The 19,868-nt window shown below is 70.2% G+C and carries 22 protein-coding genes; 11 read left to right on the top strand and 11 right to left on the bottom strand.

Going from position 1 to position 19,868, the window contains the following annotated elements; translation table 11 throughout:
* Positions 1 to 66 precede the first annotated feature (66 nt).
* The 3 genes from K8556_RS00835 to K8556_RS00825 form a co-directional block, all read right to left on the bottom strand.
* Positions 67 to 1,011 carry an NAD-dependent epimerase/dehydratase family protein gene (locus tag K8556_RS00835; protein WP_223738116.1) on the bottom strand — a complete coding sequence of 315 codons (945 nt, stop codon included), beginning with the start codon at positions 1,009 to 1,011 and terminating at the stop codon, positions 67 to 69.
* 71 nt (positions 1,012 to 1,082) lie between these two features.
* Complete coding sequence (locus K8556_RS00830; RefSeq protein ID WP_223738387.1) at positions 1,083 to 2,042, bottom strand: UDP-glucuronic acid decarboxylase family protein; 960 nt, start codon at positions 2,040 to 2,042, stop codon at positions 1,083 to 1,085.
* A 44-nt stretch (positions 2,043 to 2,086) separates the two neighbouring features.
* Complete coding sequence (locus K8556_RS00825) at positions 2,087 to 2,269, bottom strand: ribbon-helix-helix domain-containing protein (protein WP_014397342.1); 183 nt, start codon at positions 2,267 to 2,269, stop codon at positions 2,087 to 2,089.
* A 93-nt stretch (positions 2,270 to 2,362) separates the two neighbouring features.
* On the opposite strand from K8556_RS00825, the gene K8556_RS00820 reads away from it, so the two are divergent.
* On the top strand, positions 2,363 to 2,962 hold the full coding sequence (locus tag K8556_RS00820; RefSeq protein WP_223738115.1) for a hypothetical protein: 600 nt from the start codon (positions 2,363 to 2,365) through the stop codon (positions 2,960 to 2,962).
* A 57-nt stretch (positions 2,963 to 3,019) separates the two neighbouring features.
* Here the strand turns inward: K8556_RS00820 and K8556_RS00815 are convergent, their stop codons facing one another.
* From K8556_RS00815 to K8556_RS00800, 4 genes are all read right to left on the bottom strand, one after another.
* A complete protein-coding gene (locus K8556_RS00815) occupies positions 3,020 to 3,406 on the bottom strand; it encodes a cupin domain-containing protein (RefSeq protein ID WP_223738386.1) in 387 nt (128 codons plus the stop codon).
* A 5-nt stretch (positions 3,407 to 3,411) separates the two neighbouring features.
* Positions 3,412 to 4,338, bottom strand: a complete 927-nt coding sequence (locus tag K8556_RS00810; RefSeq protein ID WP_223738114.1) for an SPOR domain-containing protein — start codon at positions 4,336 to 4,338, stop codon at positions 3,412 to 3,414.
* Between the two features lie 162 nt (positions 4,339 to 4,500).
* Entirely contained in the window at positions 4,501 to 5,547 is a 1,047-nt protein-coding gene (gene mnmA, locus K8556_RS00805) for a tRNA 2-thiouridine(34) synthase MnmA (protein ID WP_223738113.1), read from the bottom strand.
* Positions 5,548 to 5,643: 96 nt separating this feature from the next.
* Positions 5,644 to 6,909, bottom strand: coding sequence for a CCA tRNA nucleotidyltransferase (locus K8556_RS00800; protein WP_223738112.1), 1,266 nt, complete (start codon positions 6,907 to 6,909; stop codon positions 5,644 to 5,646).
* Between the two features lie 219 nt (positions 6,910 to 7,128).
* On the opposite strand from K8556_RS00800, the gene K8556_RS00795 reads away from it, so the two are divergent.
* The 5 genes from K8556_RS00795 (at position 7,129) to K8556_RS00775 (ending at position 11,008) form a co-directional block, all read left to right on the top strand.
* Positions 7,129 to 7,515 (top strand): hypothetical protein, encoded by a 387-nt coding sequence (locus K8556_RS00795; RefSeq protein ID WP_223738111.1) that lies wholly within the window; start codon positions 7,129 to 7,131, stop codon positions 7,513 to 7,515.
* A 74-nt stretch (positions 7,516 to 7,589) separates the two neighbouring features.
* A complete protein-coding gene (locus tag K8556_RS00790; protein ID WP_223738110.1) occupies positions 7,590 to 8,012 on the top strand; it encodes a DUF4326 domain-containing protein in 423 nt (140 codons plus the stop codon).
* Positions 8,013 to 8,070: 58 nt separating this feature from the next.
* Positions 8,071 to 8,691, top strand: coding sequence for a DUF1877 family protein (locus K8556_RS00785; RefSeq protein ID WP_223738109.1), 621 nt, complete (start codon positions 8,071 to 8,073; stop codon positions 8,689 to 8,691).
* A 137-nt stretch (positions 8,692 to 8,828) separates the two neighbouring features.
* Positions 8,829 to 10,241 carry a kelch repeat-containing protein gene (locus tag K8556_RS00780; protein ID WP_223738108.1) on the top strand — a complete coding sequence of 471 codons (1,413 nt, stop codon included), beginning with the start codon at positions 8,829 to 8,831 and terminating at the stop codon, positions 10,239 to 10,241.
* A gap of 77 nt (positions 10,242 to 10,318) precedes the next feature.
* On the top strand, positions 10,319 to 11,008 hold the full coding sequence (locus tag K8556_RS00775) for a tyrosine-protein phosphatase (protein WP_223738107.1): 690 nt from the start codon (positions 10,319 to 10,321) through the stop codon (positions 11,006 to 11,008).
* A 51-nt stretch (positions 11,009 to 11,059) separates the two neighbouring features.
* On the opposite strand, the gene K8556_RS00770 is transcribed toward K8556_RS00775, so the two are convergent.
* Positions 11,060 to 11,347 carry a hypothetical protein gene (locus K8556_RS00770; protein ID WP_223738106.1) on the bottom strand — a complete coding sequence of 96 codons (288 nt, stop codon included), beginning with the start codon at positions 11,345 to 11,347 and terminating at the stop codon, positions 11,060 to 11,062.
* Positions 11,348 to 11,532: 185 nt separating this feature from the next.
* Positions 11,533 to 12,438: a LysR family transcriptional regulator gene (locus K8556_RS00765; RefSeq protein ID WP_223738105.1), complete on the bottom strand. Its 906-nt coding sequence runs from the start codon at positions 12,436 to 12,438 to the stop codon at positions 11,533 to 11,535.
* A 147-nt stretch (positions 12,439 to 12,585) separates the two neighbouring features.
* On the opposite strand from K8556_RS00765, the gene K8556_RS00760 reads away from it, so the two are divergent.
* From K8556_RS00760 to K8556_RS00750, 3 genes are all read left to right on the top strand, one after another.
* Positions 12,586 to 13,629 (top strand): NAD(P)-dependent alcohol dehydrogenase, encoded by a 1,044-nt coding sequence (locus K8556_RS00760; RefSeq protein WP_223738104.1) that lies wholly within the window; start codon positions 12,586 to 12,588, stop codon positions 13,627 to 13,629.
* A gap of 81 nt (positions 13,630 to 13,710) precedes the next feature.
* A complete protein-coding gene (locus K8556_RS00755; RefSeq protein WP_223738103.1) occupies positions 13,711 to 14,892 on the top strand; it encodes a right-handed parallel beta-helix repeat-containing protein in 1,182 nt (393 codons plus the stop codon).
* A 145-nt stretch (positions 14,893 to 15,037) separates the two neighbouring features.
* The gene (locus K8556_RS00750) at positions 15,038 to 15,910 is read left to right on the top strand and encodes a flagellar motor protein MotB (protein WP_223738102.1); all 873 of its coding nucleotides are present in this window, start codon (positions 15,038 to 15,040) and stop codon (positions 15,908 to 15,910) included.
* 6 nt (positions 15,911 to 15,916) lie between these two features.
* On the opposite strand, the gene K8556_RS00745 is transcribed toward K8556_RS00750, so the two are convergent.
* The gene (locus K8556_RS00745; protein ID WP_223738101.1) at positions 15,917 to 16,798 is read right to left on the bottom strand and encodes an NAD(P)-dependent oxidoreductase; all 882 of its coding nucleotides are present in this window, start codon (positions 16,796 to 16,798) and stop codon (positions 15,917 to 15,919) included.
* 185 nt (positions 16,799 to 16,983) lie between these two features.
* Here K8556_RS00745 and K8556_RS00740 point away from each other — a divergent pair, with 185 nt between their 5' ends.
* Both K8556_RS00740 and K8556_RS00735 read left to right on the top strand, forming a co-directional pair.
* Complete coding sequence (locus K8556_RS00740; RefSeq protein WP_223738100.1) at positions 16,984 to 18,000, top strand: alcohol dehydrogenase; 1,017 nt, start codon at positions 16,984 to 16,986, stop codon at positions 17,998 to 18,000.
* Between the two features lie 37 nt (positions 18,001 to 18,037).
* Complete coding sequence (locus K8556_RS00735; protein ID WP_223738099.1) at positions 18,038 to 19,567, top strand: M28 family metallopeptidase; 1,530 nt, start codon at positions 18,038 to 18,040, stop codon at positions 19,565 to 19,567.
* A 55-nt stretch (positions 19,568 to 19,622) separates the two neighbouring features.
* Here K8556_RS00735 and K8556_RS00730 read toward each other — a convergent pair whose 3' ends face one another.
* Positions 19,623 to 19,823: a hypothetical protein gene (locus K8556_RS00730; RefSeq protein WP_223738098.1), complete on the bottom strand. Its 201-nt coding sequence runs from the start codon at positions 19,821 to 19,823 to the stop codon at positions 19,623 to 19,625.
* Positions 19,824 to 19,868 lie beyond the last annotated feature (45 nt).

The following is a 19,868-nucleotide window of genomic DNA, read 5'->3' as shown; positions in this document are numbered from 1 at the left end:
GCCTGACGCCTCGTATTCCCCCCGGCATCCGGGCCGGGGGGAGCACGCCGGCGCGATGGCCGGCCCTCAGCCCCGGGCGCGGACAGGCCCCGCGGCCTGCTCGCGGAAGAACTGGAGCGTGTGGCGCAGGCCCTCCGCCAGTTGCACGGACGGCTCCCAGCCCAGGACCTTCTTCGCGTGCGACGCGTCGATGCAGGAGCGAAGCTGCTCGCCCGGCTTGCCCGGCGCGTGCGCGGCCTTCAGCGAGCTGCCGCCGGCCTCCGCGATGAGCTCGTAGAGCCGGTTGATGTCCGTCTCCACGCCGGTGCCGATGTTCGCGGCGCCCACGTAGTCGCTCTGGAAGGCCAGGTAGTTGGCGCGGGCCACGTCCGGGCCGAAGACGAAGTCACGCGTCTGCTTGCCCTCGCCGAAGATGGTGCAGCCCTGCCCCGCGATGACGCGCTGGCTGAAGATGGCCACCACGCCCGCCTCGCCGTGCGGGTTCTGCCGGGGGCCGTACACGTTGGCGTACCGCAGGGCGACGTACGGCAGGCCGTACTGCGCGCGGTAGTAGCCCAGGTACAGCTCGCCCGCCGCCTTGGAGACGCCGTAGGGCGACACCGGCCGCTGGGGGTGGTCCTCCCGGGCGGGGAAGTAGTCCTGCTCGCCGTAGATGGCGCCGCCGGTGGAGCTGAAGATGACCTTCTTCACGCCGGACTGGCGCGCGGCCTCCAGCAGGTTCGTCATGCCGCGGATGTTCACGTCCGCGTCGAAGCCGGGGTCCTCCACGCTGCGGCGCACGTCCATCTGGGCGGCCAGGTGGCAGAGCACCTGGGGCTTCTCCGCGCGGATGAGCTCGGCGGCCTCCGGACTCCGGATGTCGTGCACGGCCAGCCGCACGCGCGGATCCAGGTTCTCCCTCCTGCCGCTCGACAGGTTGTCCAGCGCGATGACCTCGTGGCCATTGCGCAGGAACTCATCGCACACGTGCGAGCCGATGAAGCCCGCGCCGCCCGTTACCAGGACTTTCACGCCGTTCTCCCCAGGCCCGGCCGCCACGAAGGCCGGGCCGTCTACCTCGCGTTCACTCGCGCGCGGCCAACCTAAGTCCCAGAGGGGCGAGCGGCAACCTCACGGAAGTACGCGATGGTGTCCCGCAAACCATCCTCCAGCTTCACCTTGGGCTCCCAGCCCAGCAGCGTGCGCGCGCGGGTGATGTCCGGCTGACGCTGCTTCGGATCATCCTTGGGCAGCGGGTGGTAGACGATCTGCCTACCCCCACCGGCCGCCTCGCGCACGGCCTCCGCGAACTGCTTGATGGTCATCTCGCGCGGGTTGCCAATGTTCACCGGGCCCCGGACGTCCGACAGCACCAGCCGCACCAGGCCGTCCACCAGGTCCTTCACGTAGCAGAACGAGCGCGTCTGGCTGCCGTCCCCGAAGACGCTGAAGTCCTCGCCCTTGAGCGCCTGGCCCACGAAGGCGGGCACCACGCGGCCGTCGTTGAGGCGCATGCGCGGGCCGTAGGTGTTGAAGATGCGCACGATGCGGACGTTCACGCCCCGGCTGCGCTCGTACGCGGCGCTGATGGCCTCCGAGTAGCGCTTGGCCTCGTCGTACACCGAGCGCGGCCCGATGGGATTCACGTTGCCCCAGTAATCCTCCTTCTGGGGGTGCACCAGCGGGTCGCCATACACTTCCGACGTGGAGGCCATCAGGAACACGGCCTTCTTCTTCTCCGCCAGCTTCAGCGCGTTCTCCGTGCCGATGGAGCCCACGCGCAGCGTTTCAATGGGGAGGTTCGCGTAGTCGATGGGCGACGCGGGCGAGGCCAGGTTGAGGACGAAGTCCACCGGCCCGTCCACCTCCAGGCCCTCGGTGATGTCCTGCTTCACGAACTGGAAGCCCGCGCGCGGCTTGAGCGTGCGCACGTTCGCTTCGTTCCCGGTGATGAGGTTGTCCACCGCGAGGACGGACTCCGCGCCGTCGTCCAGCAGCCGCTCACACAGGTGCGAGCCCACGAATCCGGCCCCACCCAGCACCACCGCCCGCTTGCCACGCATGCTCGTCACGTCACGCCTCGTTCGTCAGGAGAGTTCGTCGAAGGTCAGGACAGTTCGTCGAAGGTCGCCTGGCCCGGCAGTTGCGCCTTGTACTTCTCCAGGACCAGGTCGATGCCCTGCCGGATGTACTCGGCCACGGGCACCTTGGTCTTCTGGTTCAGCGCCTTGAGCAGTTCGTTCTGCTCCGGAGTGATGTAGATGGTGGTGCTGACTTTCTTTCGGGCCATGGCGATACGTGAAAATATATGGAATGACGTGGCCTGCGAAAGCACGGAAGTGAAGCGGCGCGAACATGGCGCCCCACCGGACCGGGAGGCACCTTGTCATCCACCAACCGCTTGATTTTCCTGGGATTCCTGGCGACGGGCGCGCTCACCGGTTGCGCCTCCCAGAAGGCCGCGGAGACCCCTGACGCAATGCGCAAGCGCCCCGAGGCGGAGGCCGTCCGGGGGAAGCAGGGGCCGGGGGAGACGGTCACGGAGCTGGACGCCAACGGCGACGGCCGGACGGACGTCTGGGAGTACCGGCTCAAGGACGTGCTGGTGCGCAAGGAGCTGGACCTGAACTGGGACGGCAGCGTGGACGTCACCCAGTACCTGGATCCGCAGGGCGCGAAGGTCCGCGAGGTGATGGACCTGGACTACGACGGCAAGGTGGACGCCACGTACCACTACGCCGAGGGCAAGCGCACGAAGGGCGAGCGCGACCTGAACGGCGACGGCAGGGCGGACTCGTGGCTGTACTACGAGAACGACACGCTCGTGCGGAAGGAGCGCGACGCCAACCACGACGGCCGGGTGGACTACTGGGAGTACTGGGAGAACGGCCAGGTGGACCGCATTGGCGAGGACCTGGACGGCGACGGCACCGTGGACCAGTGGACCCGCAATCCGAACCCGGCGGCGAAGTCCAAGGAGTGACGGAGGGACCCGGCCGGCGCACCGTGGCGGCGCGCCAGCGGGCTTCACCGCGGGGGACTACGGGGCGCTGGTGCCGGTGCGCCCGTAGGAGTCCTCCAGGCGCACCACGTCATTCAGCTCGGGGGTGCTGACCTCGAGGATGTCGCAGTCCGTGATGGCGACCATGCGGTGCTTCGTCAGCGGCTTGATGTGGTAGCTCTCACCGGGGTTCATCTCCTTCTCGATGAGGCCCTGGCCCTCGTCCACGACGAAGAGGAGCTTGCCGCTCTGGACGTGGATGGTCTCGTCCTTCACGTTGTGGAACTGGAGGCTCAGCTTGTGGCCGGCCTTCACGTGCAGGAGCTTGCCCACGTAGCGCTCCGTGTGGGCCCAGATGAGCTCATGCCCCCAGGGCTTCTCCACCCGCTTCGTCGTCGTCATTTGCTTCGTCTCTTCCTTGCCCAGCAGCGCTAGTTCGTGCCGGCCACGTACGCGTCGAGCTGGGTCTCGCGCTTGAAGTCCGTCAGGTACCGGCCCGCGGCTTCCTTGCTGGCGAAGCTGCCCATCCGGACGCGGTACCAGGTGCCCTTTCCAGGCACCTCCGCCGCCAGGATATAGGGGGCATAGCCCTTGTCGCGCAACCGCGCGGCGAAACGGTCGGCGTCCTGGCGGCTCTGGAAGGCGGAGAGCTGAAGCGTGAACGCCCCACCCTTCACGGCCTCCGACGGACGCGGCGGCTCCGCGGGCAGCGCCTGGGCCCGGGCGATGGCCTCCTTCATGCCCCCGTCACGCGCGGCGGTGCGGGTGGCGACCGGCGTCTCCTCCACCTTTCCCTTCACCGCCTCCACCTTGGGCTCCGGCTTCACCGGCTCCGGCTTCGCGGCGGCGACCTTGGGGGCCTCCACGGGCTTCGGCTCCGGCTTCGCGAGCGGCTTCCCGTTGGCGATGGCGTCCTCCTCGGCGGCGTCCATCGCGGGCAGCTCGCCCGTGTCGGGGTCCGGCGTGGGGGCCAGGGCGGGCTTCGTGGCGGCGGCCTTGGGGGCCTCCGCGGGCTTCGGCTCCGGCTTGGCGGCGACGGCCTTGGGGGCCTCCGGCTTCGCGGCGGGCTTGGGCAGCGGCGGCAGGGGCTCCGAGCCCGTCTTGCGGGTGAGCTCGTCCGGGAAGGTGAGCGGCGGATCCTGGCGCGCTTCGTTGAGGACCTGCGCGTTGGCGTCCAGCGCGGAGAGCAGGTCCGGCGCGGCGGCGGTCTGCGAGTCGCCCGCGAGCTTCTTGCCCACCACCACGCCCAGCACGAACACGGCGCCCATCACGACGATGCCGGCGATCAACAGGCTGACGATCTGCCGGTTGTCCAGCGAGACGTCGAACTTCTCCTTCATCCGGTGGGCGTCACGCATGGCGGGGCAGACCTCGATCGCGCGCTCACGGCCCGTGTAACGGCCTGTAGCGACAGCGTGCGCGCAAGCTACGCCCCACCCCCAGGCGGGTCAAATTCGCGGAGGCACTGGAAGCAGCGGCGCGCGAGGCCGGAAGTCCGGCGCGGGACACGCCGGGTCGGATCAGACGATCCACCCGCCGCCGAGCACGCGATCCCTGTCGTAGACGACCGCGGCCTGGCCCGGCGTGACGGCGCGCGCGGGCTCGTCGAGCTTCACGGACACCAGCCCGTGCTGCGAGATGTGGATCCGCCCCGGCGCGCCCGCGTGGCGGTGGCGGATGCGGACCTCCACGGACTGCTCCGGAGGAGGCGGCCCGTCCACCCAGTGCGGCTGGAGCAGGCCGAACTGCGCGCGGCCGGTGCCCTCCGCGGGGCCCACGACGACGCGGTTCGTCTCCGGCTCCAGGCGCTGCACGTAGCGCACCTCGCCCCCGCCCAGGTTGAGCCCCTTGCGCTGCCCCACGGTGAAGCGGTGGATGCCGTTGTGCGTGCCCAGCACCTTGCCGTCCGGGTCCACGACCTCACCGGACGGCTGGGGGCCGGCGACCTTCTCCACGAACCCGGCGTAGTCACCGTCGGGCACGAAGCAGATCTCCATGCTCTCCGGCTTGTGGGTGGTGGGCAGGTGGTGGCGCTCGGCGACGGCGCGCACCTCCGCCTTGGTGAGGTGGCCCACGGGGAAGAGGACGTCCTTCAGCTCCTCCTGGCCCAGGGTGAAGAGGAAGTAGCTCTGGTCCTTGGCGGCGTCCACGGCGCGGCGCAGGTGGAAGCGGCCGTCCACCTCCTCCACCTGGGCGTAGTGGCCGGTGGCGAGCCGGGCGCCCAGGGCGCGCGCGCGCTTGAGGAGGAAGTTGAACTTCACGTCGCGGTTGCAGCTCACGCACGGGATGGGCGTCTTGCCGCCCAGGTACGACTGGACGAACGGGTTGACGACCCGGTCCTGGAAGATCTCCTCGGCGTTGGCCACGTAGAACGGGATGCCCAGCGTCTGGGCCACCGCGCGGGCATCGTCGATGTCGTCCGGGCTGCAGCAACTGCCGCACTTCGCGGCGCCCTCGTAGGACCAGACGCGCAGGGTGATGCCGATGACCTCGTGGCCCTGCTCCTTGAGCAGGGCGGCGGCGGCCGAGGAATCCACCCCACCGCTCATGGCAACGACGACTCGCATGGGGCTCCTTCCTACACGCCCCCGGGCCGGGACGCACGGCCGGATGGTGCTTGAGGCCCCCTTCCCTGCCCTCCGGCCGGGAGGAGGCCCCCTTCGTCAGGAGTCGCGCGCCGCCCAGGCCGTGAGCCGGGCGCGCAGCGCGTCCGCGGTGTTGAGCGAGGGGTCGTCCAGCACGGTCTCCAGCAGGTACCGGGTCGCCTCGCCCACCTTCGGCGAGGGGCCGACGCCCAGCGTCTTCATGATGTCGCCCCCGGTGAGCGCCAGCTCCTTCGCGGACAGCGGGGGCTTCGCGGCGGCCAGCGCCTCCAGCCTCACGGCCAGCGCCTCCACCGCGGACAGCCGCTCCGGGGCGCGGACCTGGACGCGGGCCTTCGCCACGGCGAGGAGCGCGGGCAGGTTCGCAAGGCCCACGCGGGCGAGCAGCCGGCGCAGCGCGGGGTCCGCGTCGTCCACGCGCGTCTCCAGCTTCGCGTGCTCGACGAGCAGGCCGATGAGGTCGGCGGACTTGTTGGGGAACTTCAAACGCAGACACAGCTCACGGGCCTGCGTCGCGGTGTCGATGTCCGCCAGCAGCGTGGCCATGCGCAGGTCCGCGTCCAGCGGCGCGGCCTGCACCGCGGCGCGGGCCAGCCGGGTGGTCTCCGGGTCCGCGTGGGCCACCTCCGGGAGGAAGATCGCCATCAGCCCCGTGTCCGCCAGCAGGTGCAGCCCCATCTCCGCGCGGGGGGACACGAGCAGCTTGAGCAGCTCCTCGCGCACGCGCTCCAGCGCGACCTTGCGGAACACGGCCAGGGTCGCGGGGATGGCGTCACGGGTGTCCGGGTCCAGCGTGAAGCCCAGCACGGCGGCGAAGCGCACGGCGCGCAGGGGGCGCAGGCCGTCCTCGGAGAAGCGCTCCAGCGCGGAGCCCACGCAGCGGATCAGCTTCGCGGGCAGGTCCACCTGGCCGCCGAACGGATCCACCAGCTCGCGGTCCAGCGGGTTGTACGCCATGGCGTTGATGGTGAAGTCGCGCCGCGACAGGTCCTTCACGATGTCCCGCTCGAAGGACACGGAGCTGGGGCGCCGGCCGTCCAGGTAGTCGCCTTCCGAACGGAACGTCGTCACCTCCACGTGGTTGCCGCCGGTGACGACGGTGACGGTGCCGTGCTGGATGCCGGTGGGGATGACCTTGCGGAAGGCGCGCTGGACCTCTTCCGGCAGCGCGCTGGTGGCGACGTCGAAGTCCTTCGGGTGGACCTTGCGGACCATGTCCCGCACGCAGCCGCCCACCAGGTAGGTGGGGTGGCCCAGCTCGCGCAGGCGGGTGATGACTTCGAGCACGGGCTTCGGAATGTCGGCGTCGTGGAGGTTGGCGATCATGTCCGCGGGGGTGGGAGGAGGCGGGCGCGTACGTTGCCGTCTTCCGGCGGGCCCCGCCACTGCGATGGCCCCCGCGAAGGCCGGCATACGACAAATGACGTATACGTGGGCAAATGAAAGTCTTCAGGAAACCCCAGCCCACATGGTCCGACAATCATTTCAAACGCATCACCTACCGCGGGCGGGGGCCACGGCCCCCTGCCCCGAGCGAGAAAAGCCATGTTCAAGGTCACCCCCAGCCACGTCTTCCGCGACCCCTCCCGCCACCAGATCGATCAGTCGACGCACGGCAAGACGAGCGACTACAGCCACGCGGTCGGCGGCGTGAATCAGCTCCTCGACAAGAACGGCATCGGCATCTCCGAGCGGTCCAAGAGCAGCGTCATCGACAACGTCAACAAGGTGGAGACGGGCGCGCGCAGCGAGGTCAACGCGCACCAGCGCGAGGCCCTCAACTTCGGCCGTGACGCGTTCGAGAGCATCCGCAAGGGCCAGTTCAAGCAGGGCGCGGTGGAGGCGTTCGGCTCGGGGCTCAACGCCGCGGCCTCGGTCTACAAGTCCCTCTCCACGCCGACCCCGGCCGAGCAGCGGGGCATCGACCCCTGATGTCTCCTGCCTGCTGACGGGCCGACCGTCACGCACGGCACATGGCGGGTGCGTCTGTTAACGATGCACCCGCCATGTCCGAATCCCGAACCATCGCGGTGCACGTCCACGACGCCTGTGAGGTGTACGTGGGCCGCGCCTTCCGAGCCTGGGCGAAGCCCGGGCCGCTCAACCCCGTGCCCGGCCGCTTCGGCAACCCGTTCAAGCCCGGGGGCGTGAAGACCTGGAAGGCGATGATCCGCACCTACTTCGAGCCGTGGCTGGCGAAGCTGCCCGCGGCCGAAGCCGAGCGAGTCCGCGACGAGGCCCAGCGGCGCATGGCGCCCGGTCCAGACGCGTTCGAGTCCTTCCGCTGGTACCTGGAGCTGCGCACGAAGCACGACCCGGACTTCCTGCGCGACGTGCGGACGTTGCGAGGCAAGCGGCTGGGCTGCTGGTGCAAGCCGGGCCCGTGCCACGCGGACGTGCTGGCCGCGTGGCTGGACTCGGGGGCCTGATCAGTAGCGCGCGCACTCCCGCTGAACGGATGGCGGAGGAGCTGCTAGGACGGGAGCCATGGGACTTGATGCGAGCTACCAGGCCCTTCCCGGCGGTTATCCGCTGCTGGAGCTGGCGCGGCGGAACATCGGCGTGGGCGGCTGGCTGATGTCCGTCTCCCGGTTGCTCCGGGCTCCGAGCGAGGAGACCCTGGCACCGGGCGGCCCGGACTCCGATGAGCTCCTGCTCCTGGAGGCCGTGCGAGACGTGCTGCGCACCCGCCCCGACCTGGCGACGCAACAGGTGGACCTTGGCCGAAGGTGGGATCACCTGCACTTCGTCCTCTCCGACCGGCGCCGGCACGCGCCCGGAGCGGAGGATGACTCCCTGGCCGGCATCGCGATCCACGGCGAGGCGGAGATCGCCCCGCACGTGGTGGCGGGTCAGGGCGTGCCCCTTCGCTACACGCGGCCGGAGACGGTGGAGCAAATCGCCCGGATGCTGGAGGGCGTGCGTTTCGACGCCCTTCGCGAACATTTCACCTTCAAAGGATTGAGCGAGGCAGCCGTCTACAAGTGCCCGCGCGCGGAGGCCATCGACGAGGCCTGGCAGTGGCTCGTCGAGCGCTTCGAAGCGTTCCGCGCCTTCTACGTCACGGCCGCGAAACACGGAGACGGCGTCCTCGTCCGCGTCGACTGATTCCAGCTCAGGACCTGATTTTCCCGCCCCTTGAGACAGGTCCGGGTGTCCTGAGACACCCGGATTGTTTTCATGTTTCATGAAAGGAACCCAGACACCGCGTGCCATGGTCGCAGGCCCCTTTCCTGGGAGCCCCTATGCGCACGTCTTCATGGATGTCCCTGGCCGTCGTTCCCTTGCTGTTGTGTCTCGCGTGCAGTCCCGAGAGCGAGTTACCCGGGGAGGAGCTCGCGTCCTCCCAGTCGTCCGCGCTCGTCGTGTCCGGTGGCTCGCTGCTGTCCGCGCGCTACCAGCACACCGCCACGCTGCTCGCCAACGGCAAGGTGCTGGTCGCGGGCGGAGGGACGCCTTCTGGCTCGTACGCCACCACGGAGCTGTATGACCCGGCGACGGCCACCTCCTCCAGCGGCCCGTCGATGCTCACCGCGCGCCGCGGTCACACCGCCACGCGGTTGCAGGACGGAAGCGTCCTGGTCGTGGGCGGCATCAACTCGAGCGTGCTCTCGTCCGCCGAGCGCTACGACCCCGCCACGAACACCTGGAGCGCCGCCGCTCCCCTGCCCCGCATCAGCTACGGCCACAGCGCCACGCTGCTCCCGGACGGGCGCGTGCTGGTGGCGGGCGGCGTGAGCTACGTCACCACGACCTATGTCTACACGCCGTCGACGAACACCTGGGCGGCCACGGGCTCGCTCAACGCCGGGATGATGGGTCAGGCCGCGGTGCTGCTCGCGGACGGCCGCGTGCTCGTGGCGGGCGGAGGCAATAGCACCACGTCCTCCAGCAACCACGCGGAAGTCTGGAGCCCCACCACGGGGACGTGGACCACCGTCGCGTCGATGAACACGGGCCGCAATGGCCACACGCTGCAACTGCTCGCCAACGGCAAGGCGCTGGTGACGGGCTATGTCACGGCGGCGGAGCTGTATGACCCGGCCACCAACACCTGGACGAACACCGGCGCCACGGCCGTCCAGCACTTCTCCGCCCCGTCGGTGACGCGGCCGGATGGCACCATCCTGATGGCCGGCGGCTCCTACAACACGCTGCAGGTGGAGCTGTTCTCCCCCGCCACCAGCACCTGGAGCACGGTGGGAACGCTGACGCAGTCCCGCGTGGAGCACCCCACGGTGGCGCTGCCGAACGGGCGCGTCCTGTTCCTCGGAGGGACGACCTACAACGCCCAGGGCAACATGCAGGCGCTGGCGAGCATCGAGGTCTTCGACGCCTCCCCCTCCTGCACCCCGACGACCTGCGCGGTCCAGGGCAAGACCTGCGGAACCATCTCCGACGGCTGCGGCGGCACCCTCACCTGCGGCACCTGTGGCGCCGGGCAGGTCTGCGCCAGCAACAACGTCTGCACCGCCGCCTCCTGCACCCACAACGTCTGCACGACGGGCTCGTCGCTGAACAAGGACTGCAACTCCTGCACGTATTCGGTGTGCAACCGCGACCCGTACTGCTGCACCACGTCCTGGGACAGCATCTGCGTCAACGAGGCCACCTCCTGGTGTGTCATCGCGCAGCCGGGCTGCGTCGTGAGCCAATAGCAGTCACTCCCGGGCCGGCCTCCGCCGCTGGGAGGCCCCGGGTTTCCCAGCGCGGATGCGGCTACGCTGCGCCGCGCATGAAGTACACGTTCGTCTTCACCACCGCGGCGGCACTCCTCACCTTCCTGGCGCAGCGGCTCCAGGGCCCCGGCTGGCTGCTGCTGTGGCCCGCGCTGAGCTTCGCCGTCGTGGCGATCGCCTATGCCGGCGGGGGCGCGAAAGCCTTCGGGAAGCAACCGGATGGACGCATGCGGCCGTGGGCCGTGTTCGCGCTGCTGCCCTACCTGGTGCTCACGTGGGGCACCTGGCACCTGGCGCGGCGCTTCTCGCGGGAGCGCGCCTTCGACGAAGTGGTGCCGGGGGTCCTGGTGGGGCGCCGGCTGCTCCCTGGCGAGCTGCCCCCGGGTGTCACGGCCGTGCTGGACCTGACCTCCGAGTTCATCGAACCCGAGGACATCCGCGCCGCCGGCCGCTACGTGTCCCTGCCCATCCTGGACGCCTTGACGTTGCCCGTGGAGCACGTGGCCCCGGTCCTTCGCGAGCTGGCCGCCCTGCCCGGGCCTGTCTACGTCCACTGCGCGCAGGGACATGGACGCACGGGGATGATCGCCGCCGCGCTCCTCGTGGCACGGGGGGACGCTCCGGATGCGAGGGCCGCGCTCGCTCGGGTGCGTCAGGCGCGGACCGGGGTGCGGCTCTCCGCCTTGCAGGAGCGTGCGCTCGACGCGTTGGCGGCGGCACTCCGCCCCGGCGGCGCGCATCGCTGAACCGCGAGGCCTGGACACGACAACAGGCCCCGCGGAGGTGCTCACGACGGCTCAGCTCTCGACGGCCGGCCCCTGCTCCGTGTCCGGATGGGCGGCGTCGCAGACCGGCGCGGTGTCCTTGGACTGCTCCGTGGAGACGGAAGCGGTCTCCTCGGAAGGCGCGGGCGCGAAGCACCAGCCGGACTCCTCGCAGGTGGTGCGGTAGGTCCCCTCGTAACAAGGCCCGGAGCAGTACACCCGGCAGACGTCATCGCACTGCGGCGGATAGGCAAACGCGGCGGCGGGGGCCACGGCGAGGACGGCGGACACGGCCATCAGGGACTTCCTCAGCGCGTTCATCGGCATTCCTGGGGTGAGGGACATGTGCCCGCGCGAAGGGCAGGCACATCCGGCAGCAGACGCCAGCATTGGACGACAATGACAGACATCCACGCCAGGACTGTCTCCGACTCAACATCCACATCATCCCCAGGGGCACTCCCGTGGAAGTCAATCGTGGCAAGCCACGATACCGGGCGCCTTTGTCACAAGGCCTTCAACGCCAGCTCACGCGCCGCTTCGACGAAGAGCCGCAGCGGCGCGGAGCGCTGGGCCCGGCTGGGGTAGTAGAGGAAGAAGCCGGGCACGGTGGGCGCGTAGGCCTCCAGCACCCGCACGAGCCTCCCGGTGCGCAGCGGCTCCTCCACGGCCGGCTCGAAGGCGTACGCGAGCCCCACGCCGTGCTCCGCCAGGGTCGCGGGCAGATGGATGTCATTGCTGACGACGCCTCCGCGCACCGGCACCCGCCAGTTCTTGCGTCCGCGCTCCAGCTCCCACGGGTAGAGCGTCCCGGTGGTCTGCGAACGGAAGGTGATGCACTCGTGCTTCAGCAGGTCCTCGGGACGCTGGGGCGTGCCGTGGCGCTCCAGGTAGCTGGGGGCGCCCACCACCACGAAGCGGAACGCCTCCGTGAGCCGCACCTGGACCATGTCGCGCTCGATGGATTCGCTCAGCCGCACGCCCGCGTCGTAGCCCTCCTCGACGATGTCCACGAGGCGATCCTCGACGACGACCTCCACCTCCACGCGCGGGTGACGTGCGCGGAAGACGGGGACCACCGGCGTGATGACGTAGGGCACCGCCGCCGTCAGCACCGTCAGCCGGATCCGGCCCACGGCCTCGCCGGGCTGCGCCGCCACCTCGCGGAGCGTGGCCAGCGTCTGCCCCACCGCCGGGCCTGCTCCCTCCACGAGCCGCCGGCCTACGTCCGTCAGCGCCACGCTGCGCGTCGTGCGGGTGAGCAGCACCACCCGCAGTTGCTCCTCCAGTTGCCGCACCGCCTGGCTCACCGCGGCCGTGGAGACGCCCAGCTCGCGCGCCGCGCCGCTGAAGCTGCGCAGCCGGGCCACGGCGAGGAACACCTGCAACTGCGTGAAGGGCGCCGTATTCATTCGCGAGGACCGTAGCCGAAGCCACTGTTAAGCACGCGTTAAGAGCCTATTGGCTCCTCCGGGCGTAGTCATCCACGGGGCTGGCGCGTATCTCTCTCCCCACGAGAACGGGGCTCACCGGCCCCGCTGCCCCTGGAGAGAAGACCCATGCCTACCGCCAACGCCTACGCCGCCACCTCCGCGAAGTCACCGCTCGGTCCCCTGGCCATCCAGCGCCGGGAGCTGGGCCCGCGCGACGTGCTCATCGAGATCAAGTTCTGCGGCATCTGCCACTCCGACATCCACACCGTCCGCGGCGAGTGGGGCGAGGCGACCTACCCCCTCGTCCCCGGCCATGAGATCGCCGGCATCGTCACCGGCGTCGGCGCCCAGGTGAAGAAGCACGCCGTCGGCGACCGCGTCGGCGTGGGCTGCATGGTGGACTCGTGCGGCGACTGCCCCTCCTGCCGCAGGGGCGAGGAGCAGCACTGCCTCAAGGGGATGGTCGGGACGTACGGCGCCACCGGGCGGGACGGCCAGCTCACGCAGGGCGGCTACTCCACCCACATCGTCGTGACCGAGGACTTCGTCCTCAAGATCCCGGAAGGCATCGCGCTCGACGCCGCCGCGCCGCTGCTGTGCGCGGGCATCACGACGTACTCGCCGCTGCGCCGCTGGGGCGAGGGCCCCGGCAAGAAGGTGGCCATCGTGGGCCTGGGCGGCCTGGGACACATGGGCGTGAAGTTCGCTCGCGCGATGGGCGCGGAGGTGACCGTCCTTTCGCAGTCGCTGAGCAAGAAGGAGGATGGCCTGCGGCTGGGCGCGCACCACTACCACGCCACGAAGGATCCGGAGACGTTCAAGAAGCTCGCGGGCACCTTCGACCTCATCGTGAACACGGTGAGCGCGAAGATCGACGTGGACGCCTACCTGTCCCTGCTGGCCCTGGACGGCGCCCTGGTCAACGTGGGCGCTCCCCCAGAGCCGCTCCCGGTCAGCGCGTTCTCGCTCATCATGACCCGCCGCGTGTTCACCGGGTCGCTCATCGGCGGCATCCCGCAGACGCAGGAGATGTTGGACTTCTGCGCCAAGCACCACATCGGCGCGGACATCGAGGTCATCCCCGCCAGCAAGATCAACGACGCCTATGAGCGGGTGCTCGCCTCCGACATCCGGTACCGGTTCGTCATCGACACCTCGACGCTGAAGTAATTCCTTTGGGGGGAAGCCCGTGGAGGCGCCGTGAATAGCCTCTCCGCCGGTGGCCGGACGTCTCCGGCCCGGGGAGGCAGCATGAAGCAGACGCGTGGATTCGCCGTGGCCGTGGCAGTGACCACCATTCTCACGGTGGCGCCGGACGTCCAGGCCCGTGGCACGATTCCTTCCGAAGCGGATGCCGAAGTGACGTTCACCAACACCGGCCACGGCGTCCGGTGTGGTGACACCCTCACCACGAATACCCTCCTCAGCCACGACCTCAACTGCCCCAGCTCGGCGCCCTTCGCGCTTCAAATCGATGGAGACGGCATCGTCCTGGACCTGGGCGGCCACACCATCCGCCGCACCGGCCCGGCGAACAACGATTCACAAGGCATCGTGATCGCCAGGGGCCGGATGGTGCGCAATGGCACCGTCCAGGGCTTCGGCAGGGGCGTCACCACCACCGACTCCGCGAACCTGCCGAGCGTGCGGCTCCACAAGCTCGCGCTCCTCGACAACACCGCGGGCGTCCACAATAACAACTACGCGAACTTCCTCATCACGGATTGCCGCCTGAGCGGGAACAACATCGGGCTGAGCAGCGAGTTCGACGCGTCCAATGGCAGCTTCGACGTGCGGTCGTCCGTGTTCACCCACAATGGGATCGCGATGTTCGCGGACTTCCACGACATCGACGCGCTCGACTCCACGTTCACGTCCAACGGGAGGGTCTTCTACTGCTGGCAAGGCGTCATGCGCTTCAGGTCCAGCACGATCGCGTGGAACGACGCGGTGGGCACCATCCCCAACGACGGCGACGGCCCCCGCTTCTGCTCCGAGATGCGGTTCGAGAACACACTCATCGCGAACAACGCCGCGTTCGCGCAGGCCACCCTCCCGGTCTGGCAGCCGTTCAAGCTGTCGATGATCGATTCGCTGGTCGTCCACAACGGCACCGGGCTCCAGGCCTCCACCCTGTCCGTCTACATCGACGGCAACACCTTCCATGACAACGCGAGCGGCCTGACGCTCGCCGACCGTGAAGGGTTCCCCACCGGTCCGATGACGGGCATCGTCCGCGGCAACCAGTTCCTGGCCAACGACGGCGACGGACTCCGGGTCCAGCCGCCCAGCACGCCCTCGGTGATCAACAACCTGGCCCTGAACAACACGGGCTTCGGCATCTACGCGCCCACGGCCTACGACGGCGGAGGAAACGTCGCGCGGAACAACACCGCGGGCAACTGCGTGGGCATCGTCTGCGCCACATACTGACGTCCCTGCCAGCGGCGGCCCACTCCGGCTGCCCTGGCTGAAACAATCCACCTCCAGATACCTGCACGCACCCGGGTCGCCTTGAGGCGCACCCGGGGCCATTCACTAGCGTGGCCTCCGTCCATTCCACCCTGGAGGTCGCGACATGGAAACGGAACGCGGAAGGGCCTGGGTGCCCTGGCTGGTGACGGCGCTGGTGACGGTGCTCGCGGGCCTGGTGCTCTATCTGTCGCATCGCAGCACGACCCGCGCGGACGCGGAGGCGGCGGCGGCCTCGGCACGGGCCAGCGAAGCGGCGGCGGCGAAGGAGCAGTTGGAGGCGAAGCTGACCGCGCTGGAGGCGGAGCACGCGAAGCTGTCCGCGGAGAAGGAGCAGCTCAATACGGAGAAGGAGCAGCTCAGCCAGACGGTGCAGGAGCAGGAGGCGGAGCTCACCCGCCTCAAGGCCACCTACGAGGACCTCCAGGACAAGCTGAAGAAGGAGATCGCCGAGGGCGCCATCCGCCTGTCCCAGGACGGAGGCCGCCTCCAGGTGGACCTGGTCGACAAGGTCCTCTTCGATTCAGGCGACGCGAGCATCAGCCCCCGCGGCCAGGAGGTCCTCACCCGGCTGGGCGGTGTGCTGTCCAAGGTGGATGACAAGCTCATCCAGGTGTCGGGCCACACGGATGACTCGCCGCCCACGCAGAAGCTCCAGGCCCTCTTCCCCACCAACTGGGAGCTGTCCGTCGCGCGCGCCGTCAACGTGGTGCGCTTCCTCCAGGAGAAGGGCGGCGTGCCCGCGAAGCGCATGCTCGCGGCCGGCTACGGCGACACGCGGCCCCTGGCGGCCAACGCCTCGCCGCAGGGCCGCGCGCGCAACCGCCGCATCGAGCTGCTGTTGATCCCGGAGCTGGCCGCGAAGAGGAACCCCGCCATCGCGAAGGCAGCGGCCCCCGCGAATGCGACGCCCGTGAAGGGTACTCCCGCGAAGGCCACGGCCGTGAAGCCCGCCGTCGGGAAGAAGGCGGGCCGGTAGGCGCGCTCAGTCCTGCTTCAGCGTGCGGAACACGGCGGGCAGTTCCTGCGCACCCAGCCCCGCGCCGACGGCCCGCCGGTAGTTCTCCAGCAGCTCCCGGGGGAAGCGCGCGCTGATGCGGGCGTCCGTGCTCAGCCGGACGATGTGCTCGATGGCCGCGACGTGGGTGTCGAGGCTGCACTGCTGGCCGGTGAAGTCGTTGCGTTCGATCATGTCCCGCGCGGCGTCCGCGGTGACGGAGATCAACCCCAGGAAGGAGTTCTTCTGGGCGAAGAAGGCCTTCGGGTCGAGCCCCTCGGCCTGACACATCGCCGCGGCGTGGAGGACCGCCAGGGAGCCTCCGTAGTAGGCCTCGAGGATCGCGCAGTCGAGCGTCGCGGCGGAGCCGATCTTCTCGTCCACGTAGACGGAGTTCCTGGCGATGGCCTGGAGCGTCTCCTGGTGCCGGTCGAACACCGCGCGTGCCCCGGCGTAGTAGACCGTCGCGGAGTCGGTGGCCACGAACGCGGGATAGGCGAGGATCGCCGCGTCCAGGTAGTCCACGCCGTGGGCCCTCGCCCACTCCAGGCCTCCGCGAGCATCCGCCGGTGAGCCGCTGGTGAGCTGGACCAGCGTCGTCCCGGCCAGCGCCGACGCGACCGCTGGCGAAGCAACGCACTCCGACCACGCCGCGTAGTTGGACAGCGAGACGACCACGAGCGCCCGCCCGGTGACGGCCTCCACCAGGTTCTCGAACGCGACGGTGCCTCCGCCCACGGCCCGGGCCCTGCCCGGCGTCCGGTTCCACACCGCGACGTCGTGCCCCGCCGCGGCGAAGGCTCTCGCCAGCGCGCTGCCCATGAGGCCACTGCCAATCACCGCGAGCTTCGTCGAACGGCTGTGAGTCATCGTGACGCTCCTGTCGTGAGGCGCCCAGCCTTGAGGCACGCACACTCCGCGTCAATCCGGATGCTCGCTGAACGGCCCACCTGACCAGGCCCTCTCCTCCCTGCCCGCCCACCGGCCCGGCGTCCTTCCTCACTCCGTGTGCGCCCGCACCGCGTCATCCCCATCCCTCCCCCCGAGGAGACGCCATGGCCAGGAAGATGAAGGCGGTGCAGGTACAGAAGGCGAGCGGCGCGCTTGAAGTCGTCGAGCGTGAGGTCCCCGAGCCCGGCCCCGGACAGGTCCGGATCGCGGTGGAGGCGTGCGGCGTCTGCCACAGCGACGCCATCACCAAGGAGGGCTGGATGCCCATCCAGTACCCCCGGGTGCCGGGCCACGAGGTCGTGGGGCGCATCGACCGGGTGGGCCCCGGCGTGACGGCCTGGAAGGAGGGACAGCACGTCGGCGTGGGCTGGCACGGGGGCCACTGCGGCCAGTGTGTCGCGTGCCGCAGCGGCGACTTCGTCACCTGCGAGAAGCAGCAGATCTGCGGCATCAGCTACGACGGTGGCTACGCGGAGTACCTGGTCGCGCCCCAGGAGGCGCTGGCCCGCGTTCCCGAGGGGATGAGCTCCGAGGACGCCGCGCCCCTGCTCTGCGCGGGCGTCACCACGTACAACTCCCTGCGCAACATGGGCGCGCGGCCGGGGGACCTGGTGGCGGTGCAAGGCATTGGCGGCCTGGGCCACCTGGCCATCCAATACGCCAGCAAGTTCGGCTACCGCACCGTCGCCATCTCACGTGGCGCGGACAAGAAGGCCCTGGCGCTGGAGCTGGGCGCGCACGAATACCTCGACACGGAGAAGGGCTCCCCGGCGGAGGCCCTCCAGAAGCTCGGGGGCGCGCGCGTCATCATGATGACCGCGTCGAGCAGCAGCCTCGCGGGCGCGCTGCTCGGAGGCCTGGGCCGCAACGGCACCCTGCTGCTGCTGGGCGCGGGCTCGGAGCCCATCCCCGTGAGCAGCCTGTCCATGATTGGAAAGCGCACGCGCATCCAGGGCTGGCCCAGCGGCGCGCCCCAGGACTCGCAGGAGACCATGGCCTTCAGCGCGCTGGCGGGCGTGCGCTCGCGCAACGAGGTCTTCCCCCTGGACCGCGCGGCGGAGGCCTACGAGCGGATGATGAGCAACAAGGCCCGCTTCCGGGTGGTGCTCAAGATGCGCTGACTTGCCGGGCGACGGCCGGGGTGGGGATGCTCGCGCCATGTCCCCTCCCCGTCCGCTCCTCCGCCTCGCGGCGCTGTCGCTCGCCCTCGCCTTCCCGGCTTCCTCCCGGTCCGAGGAGGCCCCGCCCTCCGCGCGTGAGCGTGAAGCCGCGCTGCTCGTGGGGAGCGTGCTGGGGGCGACGCCCCTGGTGGAGGACCTGCGCTCGCTGGTGGACGAGGTGGGCGGGAGGGCCACGGGCTCCGAGGCCAACCAGCGCTCCGTGTCCTGGGCGCTGGAGCGCTTCCGCGCCGCGGGCGTGACGGCGCGCGCGGAGCCCTTCCGCATGCCGGCGCTGTGGCTGGAGCGCGCCGCCACCGCGACCGTGCAGGGCCAGGACGTGCGCTTCGCCCCGCGCGTGGCCGCGATGCCCTTCTCCACCGCCACGCCCAGGGGAGGCCTCACCGCGCCGCTGCGGGACGGGGGCCGGGGCACCGCGGCGGACTTCGCGCGCATGGGCCCGAAGGCGCGCGGCGCGTACCTGCTGGTGGAGACGGACGAGCTCAAGGACGTCGACGGGCTCTTCCGCGAGTACGACGAGGCGGCGGTCATCGAGGCCCGCGCGTTCGCCGCGGGCGTGGCCGGCGTCGTCTACATGGGCAGCCGCCCCGGCAACCAGCTCTACCGGCACGGCGTCTCCGTGGGCCCCAGGAACACCCGCCCCATGATGGTGATGGAGCGCGACGGCGCGAAGCGCGCGCTGCGGCTCCTGCGCGCCGGCAGGGCGCTGAACCTCACCGCGGTGCTGGACCTGCGGACGGGCGGCCCCTACGAGGCGCGCAACGTCATTGGCGAGATCCGCGGCACCACGCACCCGGAAGAGGTCGTCGTGCTGGGGGCGCACCTGGACAGTTGGGACCTGGGCGGCGGCGCGCTGGACAACGGCGCCAACGTCGCGATGCTGCTCGACCTCGCGCGGCAGATGCAGCGGCTGGGCCTGAAGCCCGCGCGCACGCTGCGCTTCGCGCTGTGGAACGGCGAGGAGCAGGGCATGTACGGCTCGGCCGGCTATGCGCGCACGCACGCGGCGGAGCTGGACCGGCACACCCTGGCGCTGTCGGTGGACATCGGCTGCGGGCGCATCACCGGCTTCTACACGAACGGCCGGCCCGCGCTGGTGCCGCTGGTGGACCGGGCCCTGACGCCGGTGGCGGGCCTGGGCCCCTTCACGCAGGTGGACGTGCCGGTGGTGGGCACCGACAACTTCGACTTCATGATGCACGGCGTGGCCAACCTCATCGCCAACCAGGAGCCGGCCACGTACGGGCCCAACTACCACGCACGCTCGGACGAGTTCGAACAGTGCGACGCGCGCACGCTGCGCGCCAACGCGGCCGTGGTGGGCGCGCTCGCGTGGGGCTTCGCGACGATGGAGGAGAAGCTGCCCCGGCAGAGCCGCGCGGAGGTGGAGGCGCTCGTGCGCGACACCGACCTGGGCCAGCAGATGAAGTCGTTCAACGTCTGGGAGGAGTGGACCGCCGGCACCCGGGGGCATCCCCTTGAAGGGAAGCCCGCACAGGCACCGCGCTGAAGCGAGCGGACCTCCGGGCCCCAGGCCTCCCACCTGGGGACCGGGCCCGGTGAACTCACAGCGCCGCCGGCTGCTCCTGGTGCATCCGGCCTTCCACCTGGCGCTGGATGAGCAGCAACTGGTCGAGCCTGCGCTTCAGCTCCTCACGCAGCTCGAGCTTGTCGGTGCGGACGATCTCGTCCCGCAGTGCATCGGCGCTCTCGGCCAGCACGGCGTGGAGCAGGTGGATCTGCTGCTGGGAGAACTCCAGGACCATGGGACACCTCATCGTCAGGAGAACGGCGAGCGGCTCACACGAAGT

Source organism: Corallococcus sp. AS-1-12 (genome assembly GCF_020036995.1).
In the GTDB taxonomy this organism is placed as follows: domain Bacteria; phylum Myxococcota; class Myxococcia; order Myxococcales; family Myxococcaceae; genus Corallococcus.
The sequence above is the reverse complement of the archived record's forward strand: the minus strand, read 5'-3'. Positions and strand labels throughout refer to the sequence as shown.